Genomic DNA, 5478 nt, shown 5'->3' with positions numbered 1-5478 from the left:
GCGTGCCGCTGCTGTTCCAGGACGAACGGCTGCTGGCCGTGGCGAACCTGCCAGGGCTGGGGCAAAGCGGTTGGCAATTGCACTGGCGTGCACCGACAAGCGCGCAAGGTTTGAGATGAAAGGGACATTCCGGTAGACTACGCTCCCTTCTTGATACAACTTCTGTGGTTTGCTCTGAATCACGGTTGTTGCCGATTACCAAGCAGTTTTTTGCTGGGCGATTCTAAAAATGTTTAGCGAGCTTCATGCCGGGTTTTCAACCCCCGGTCTGTCCATGCGCGGCAGTTTTTTAAGATGCACTGTAATTGACGCAGGTGATCGGGGGCTTCGGCCTTCCTTCGCTTTCCCCGGCGGCACAGACCGCTTTAACGCAGACTTCTAGGGTTTTTCATGACGCGCTACATATTCGTCACGGGCGGTGTTGTTTCTTCATTGGGGAAAGGCATTGCCTCGGCTTCATTGGCGGCCATCCTGGAGGCGCGGGGGCTCAAGGTCACCATGCTCAAGCTGGACCCGTACATCAACGTCGACCCGGGCACCATGAGCCCGTTCCAGCACGGTGAAGTGTTCGTCACCCACGACGGCGCCGAGACCGACCTGGACCTGGGCCACTACGAGCGGTTCATCCGCACGACCATGACCCAGAACAACAACTTCACCACCGGCCGCGTCTACGAGCACGTGCTGCGCAAGGAGCGTCGTGGTGACTACCTGGGTGCCACCATCCAGGTGATCCCGCACATCACCGACGAAATCAAGCGCCGCATCATCAAGGGCGCAGGCGATGCCGACGTGGCCATGGTCGAGATCGGTGGCACCGTGGGTGACATCGAGTCGCAACCGTTCCTCGAAGCCATCCGCCAGCTGCGTTTCGAAGTCGGCGCCAAGCGCGCGATGCTGATGCACCTGACGCTGGTGCCGTACATCGCCACCGCCGGCGAGACCAAGACCAAGCCTACCCAGCATTCGGTCAAGGAGCTGCGCTCCATCGGCCTGCAGCCTGACGTGCTGGTGTGCCGCTCCGATCACCCGATCGACAGCTCGTCGCGCCGCAAGATCGCCCAGTTCACCAACGTTGAAGAACGTGCGGTGATCGCGCTGGAAGACGCCGACACCATCTACAAGATCCCGGGCATCCTGCATTCCCAGGGCCTGGACGATTTCGTCGTCGAGCGCTTTGGCCTGCAGTGCGGCAGCGCCGACCTGTCCGAGTGGGATGCGGTGGTCGACGCCAAGCTCAACCCCGAGCACGAAGTCACCATTGCCATGGTCGGCAAGTACATGGAACTGCTCGATGCCTACAAGTCGCTGATCGAAGCGATGAGCCATGCCGGCATCAGCAACCGCACCAAGGTCAACCTGCGCTACATTGACTCCGAAGACATCGAGAACCAGGGCACCGGCCTGCTCGAAGGCGTCGACGCGATCCTGGTACCGGGCGGTTTCGGCCTGCGCGGTGTGGAAGGCAAGATCACTGCCGTGCAGTACGCCCGTGAAAACAAGGTGCCGTACCTGGGTATCTGCCTGGGCATGCAAGTGGCGGTCATCGAGTTCGCCCGTAACGTGATGGGCTGGAAAGACGCCAACTCCACCGAATTCGATCGCGCCAGCGGTCACCCGGTGGTGGGCCTGATCACCGAGTGGGAAGATGCCACCGGTGCGGTCGAGACCCGTACCGAAGCCTCCGACCTGGGCGGCACCATGCGCCTGGGCGCCCAGGAGTGCCAGCTGCAAAGCGGCTCCAAGGTGCACGACTGCTACGCCAAGGACGTGATCGTCGAGCGTCACCGTCACCGTTACGAGGTCAACAACAACCTGCTGCCGCAGCTGGTTGAGGCTGGCCTGGTGGTGTCGGGGCGTTCCGGCGACGGCGCGCTGGTCGAAGTGGTCGAGTCCAAGGACCACCCGTGGTTCGTGGCCTGCCAGTTCCACCCGGAGTTCACCTCCACCCCGCGTGACGGCCACCCGCTGTTCAGCGGCTTCGTCAAAGCTGCATTGGCTCAAAAGAACAAGGCCTGATCCATGACCCAGAAGATCATTCGCGTCGGTAACATCGAGATCGCCAACGACAAGCCGTTCGTCCTGTTCGGCGGCATGAACGTGCTGGAATCCCGTGACCTGGCCCTGAAGGTCTGTGAAGAATATGTGCGGGTTACCGAGAAACTCGGTATCCCCTACGTGTTCAAGGCCAGCTTCGACAAGGCCAACCGTTCGTCGGTCACCTCCTACCGTGGCCCAGGCCTGGAAGAAGGGATGAAGATCTTCGAAGAGATCAAGCGCACCTTCAACGTGCCGGTGATCACCGACGTGCACGAGCCGCACCAGGCGCAAGCCGTGGCTGACGTGTGCGACATCATCCAGTTGCCGGCCTTCCTGTCGCGCCAGACCGACCTGGTCGTGGCGATGGCCAGGACCGGTGCGGTGATCAACATCAAGAAGGCGCAATTCCTCGCACCCCAGGAGATGAAGCACATCCTGACCAAGTGCGAAGAAGCCGGTAATGACCAGTTGATCCTCTGCGAGCGTGGTTCGAGCTTCGGCTACAACAACCTGGTGGTGGACATGCTCGGCTTCGGCATCATGAAGCAGTTCGAGTACCCGGTGTTCTTCGACGTGACCCATGCCCTGCAGATGCCGGGTGGTCGCGCCGATTCGGCTGGCGGTCGTCGTGCCCAGGTCACCGACCTGGCCAAGGCCGGCCTCAGCCAGGGCCTGGCGGGCCTGTTCCTCGAAGCCCACCCAGACCCGGACAATGCCAAGTGCGACGGCCCGTGCGCCCTGCGCCTGGACAAACTGGAGCCATTCCTGGCCCAGCTCAAGCAACTGGACGAACTGGTTAAGGGTTTTCCGACGGTAGAAACCGCGTAACACTCGATTCTCCGGTAAAGTACCGCCCGTTCATCCCCTGACCCTCGGGTCAGGGGCTTGTCCGCGTCAGGCCTGCCCGTGTGCCAACCGCCTGTGACGGACCCGGTTTTTTCTCAGCTGCGTTGTTTTCGTCAATTCTGGAGTGCTTACAACAATGGCAAAAATCGTCGACATCAAAGGTCGTGAAGTTCTCGATTCGCGCGGTAACCCTACCGTTGAAGCGGACGTACTGCTCGACAACGGCATCATCGGCAGCGCCTGTGCGCCGTCGGGTGCTTCCACTGGCTCGCGCGAAGCGCTGGAGCTGCGTGATGGCGACAAGGGCCGCTACATGGGCAAGGGCGTACTCAAGGCCGTCGCCAACATCAATGGCCCGATCCGCGACCTGCTGCTGGGCAAGGATCCGGTCGAGCAGAAAGCCCTCGACCTGGCGATGATCAAGCTCGACGGTACCGAAAACAAAGGCAACCTGGGCGCCAACGCCATCCTCGCCGTGTCCCTGGCTGCCGCCAAGGCCGCTGCACAGGACCAGGACCTGCCACTGTACGCGCACATTGCCAACCTCAATGGCACCCCTGGCCAGTACTCCATGCCGGTCCCGATGATGAACATCATCAACGGCGGCGAGCATGCCGACAACAACGTCGATATCCAGGAGTTCATGGTGCAGCCGGTTGGCGCCAAGACCTTCTCCGACGCGCTGCGCATGGGCACCGAGATTTTCCATCACCTCAAGGCCGTGCTGAAGGCCCGTGGCCTGAATACTGCCGTGGGTGACGAAGGTGGCTTCGCGCCAAACCTGGCTTCCAACGAAGACGCGCTGTCGGCCATCGCCGAAGCCGTGGCCAACGCCGGCTACACCCTGGGCACCGACGTGACCCTGGCGCTGGACTGCGCCGCGAGCGAGTTCTACGAAGACGGCAAGTACAACCTGGCGGGCGAAGGCCAGGTGTTCAGCGCCGAAGGTTTTGCCGACTACCTGAAGGGCCTGACCGAGCGTTTCCCGATCATCTCGATCGAAGACGGCCTGGACGAGTCCGATTGGGCGGGCTGGAAGATCCTGACCGACAAGATCGGCGAGAAGGTGCAGCTGGTCGGTGACGACCTGTTCGTGACCAACACCAAAATCCTCAAAGAAGGCATCGACAAGCAGATCGCCAACTCGATCCTGATCAAGTTCAACCAGATCGGCACCCTGACCGAAACCCTCGAAGCCATCCAGATGGCCAAGGCTGCCGGTTACACCGCGGTGATCTCGCACCGTTCGGGCGAAACCGAAGATTCGACCATTGCCGACCTCGCCGTTGGTACTGCTGCTGGCCAGATCAAGACCGGTTCGCTGTGTCGCTCCGACCGCGTGTCCAAGTACAACCAACTGCTGCGTATCGAAGAGCAACTGGGCAGCAAGGCTGTGTACCGTGGCCGTGCCGAGTTTCGCGGCTAAGCGAGAGATGGTAAAAAGGCCGCAGTGCGTGGCTGGAAGAGGCGGCTAATCTTTCAGCTGTGCAGCAAGTGCTTGTCCCACAAAGCCTGGCTTCGGCCAGGCTTCGTGCCATCAGCGTCTTGCGCAGTGGCGGCTTTTTCCAGTGGATACCCTGATGCGTAGTCCCTATTGGTTGTTCCTCGTCTTGCTCCTGTTGCTGGGTGGCCTGCAGTATCGTCTGTGGGTCGGCAACGGCAGCCTGGCCCAGGTCACCGACCTCAAGCAGCAAATTGCCGAACAGCACGCCGAGAACGAGCGTTTGCTGGAACGTAACCGCGTGCTTGATGCAGAAGTGCTGGAGTTGAAGAAAGGTATGGAAACCGTTGAAGAACGGGCGCGCCACGAGCTGGGCATGGTCAAGGAGGGTGAAACCCTCTACCAGTTGGCCCAATGACTGCGCAGCTGCCTGCCTTCTGGGCAGTGATTCCCGCGGCGGGCGTTGGTGCCCGCATGGCGGCCGACCGTCCCAAGCAGTACCTGCAACTGGGCGGGCGGACGATTCTCGAGCATAGCCTCGACTGTTTTCTTGGCCACCCGCGCCTGAAGGGCGTGGTGGTCAGCATTGCTGAAGATGATCCCTACTGGCCGAGCCTGGCCTGTGCCGGCGACGCGCGTGTCCAGCGCGCGGCGGGAGGGCGCGAGCGTGCCGATTCGGTGCTCAATGCCTTGCTGCTGCTGCATGCCCAGGGCGCGGCCGATGGCGACTGGGTGCTGGTGCATGATGCGGCGCGGCCGAACCTGGCGCGTGCCGACCTTGACCGTTTGCTGGCCGAGCTGGCGGATGATCCGGTCGGTGGCCTGCTGGCGGTACCGGCCCGCGACACGCTCAAGCGCGCCGATGGCGATGGCCGGGTCAGTGCCACCATCGACCGCAGCACGGTGTGGCAGGCGTATACCCCGCAGATGTTCCGCCTGGGCGCGTTGCACCGGGCCTTGGCCGATAGCCTGGTGGCCCAGGTGGCGATCACCGACGAGGCGTCGGCGATCGAGTGGGCCGGGCAGGCGCCGCGGCTGATCGAAGGGCGCAACGACAACATCAAGGTGACGCGGCCCGAAGACCTGGAGTGGTTGCGCCAGCGCTGGGCCAATCGCGGCAATTGAGCGAGTTGGCCAATTCGCTGGCAAGC

5 protein-coding genes are annotated in these 5478 nt (G+C 62.0%); all 5 read left to right on the top strand.

Translation table 11 applies throughout. The features are described 5' to 3' along the window. Positions 1 to 390 precede the first annotated feature (390 nt). Positions 391 to 2019, top strand: coding sequence for a CTP synthase (locus G3436_RS21070; RefSeq protein ID WP_163949064.1), 1629 nt, complete (start codon positions 391 to 393; stop codon positions 2017 to 2019). Between the two features lie 3 nt (positions 2020 to 2022). Next, positions 2023 to 2868: a 3-deoxy-8-phosphooctulonate synthase gene (kdsA, locus tag G3436_RS21065; RefSeq protein WP_163949062.1), complete on the top strand. Its 846-nt coding sequence runs from the start codon at positions 2023 to 2025 to the stop codon at positions 2866 to 2868. Positions 2869 to 3022: 154 nt separating this feature from the next. Next, positions 3023 to 4312: a phosphopyruvate hydratase gene (gene eno, locus G3436_RS21060; protein WP_163949059.1), complete on the top strand. Its 1290-nt coding sequence runs from the start codon at positions 3023 to 3025 to the stop codon at positions 4310 to 4312. A gap of 154 nt (positions 4313 to 4466) precedes the next feature. Then, positions 4467 to 4745: a cell division protein FtsB gene (gene ftsB / locus G3436_RS21055; protein ID WP_163949056.1), complete on the top strand. Its 279-nt coding sequence runs from the start codon at positions 4467 to 4469 to the stop codon at positions 4743 to 4745. Then, positions 4742 to 5452, top strand: coding sequence for a 2-C-methyl-D-erythritol 4-phosphate cytidylyltransferase (gene ispD / locus G3436_RS21050; RefSeq protein ID WP_163949053.1), 711 nt, complete (start codon positions 4742 to 4744; stop codon positions 5450 to 5452). The genes ftsB and ispD overlap by 4 nt, the downstream gene beginning before the upstream one ends. Positions 5453 to 5478 lie beyond the last annotated feature (26 nt).

This window comes from Pseudomonas brassicae, from assembly GCF_010671725.1.
Classification (GTDB): domain Bacteria; phylum Pseudomonadota; class Gammaproteobacteria; order Pseudomonadales; family Pseudomonadaceae; genus Aquipseudomonas; species Aquipseudomonas brassicae.
This window is presented reverse-complemented; position numbering and strand designations above follow the sequence as displayed.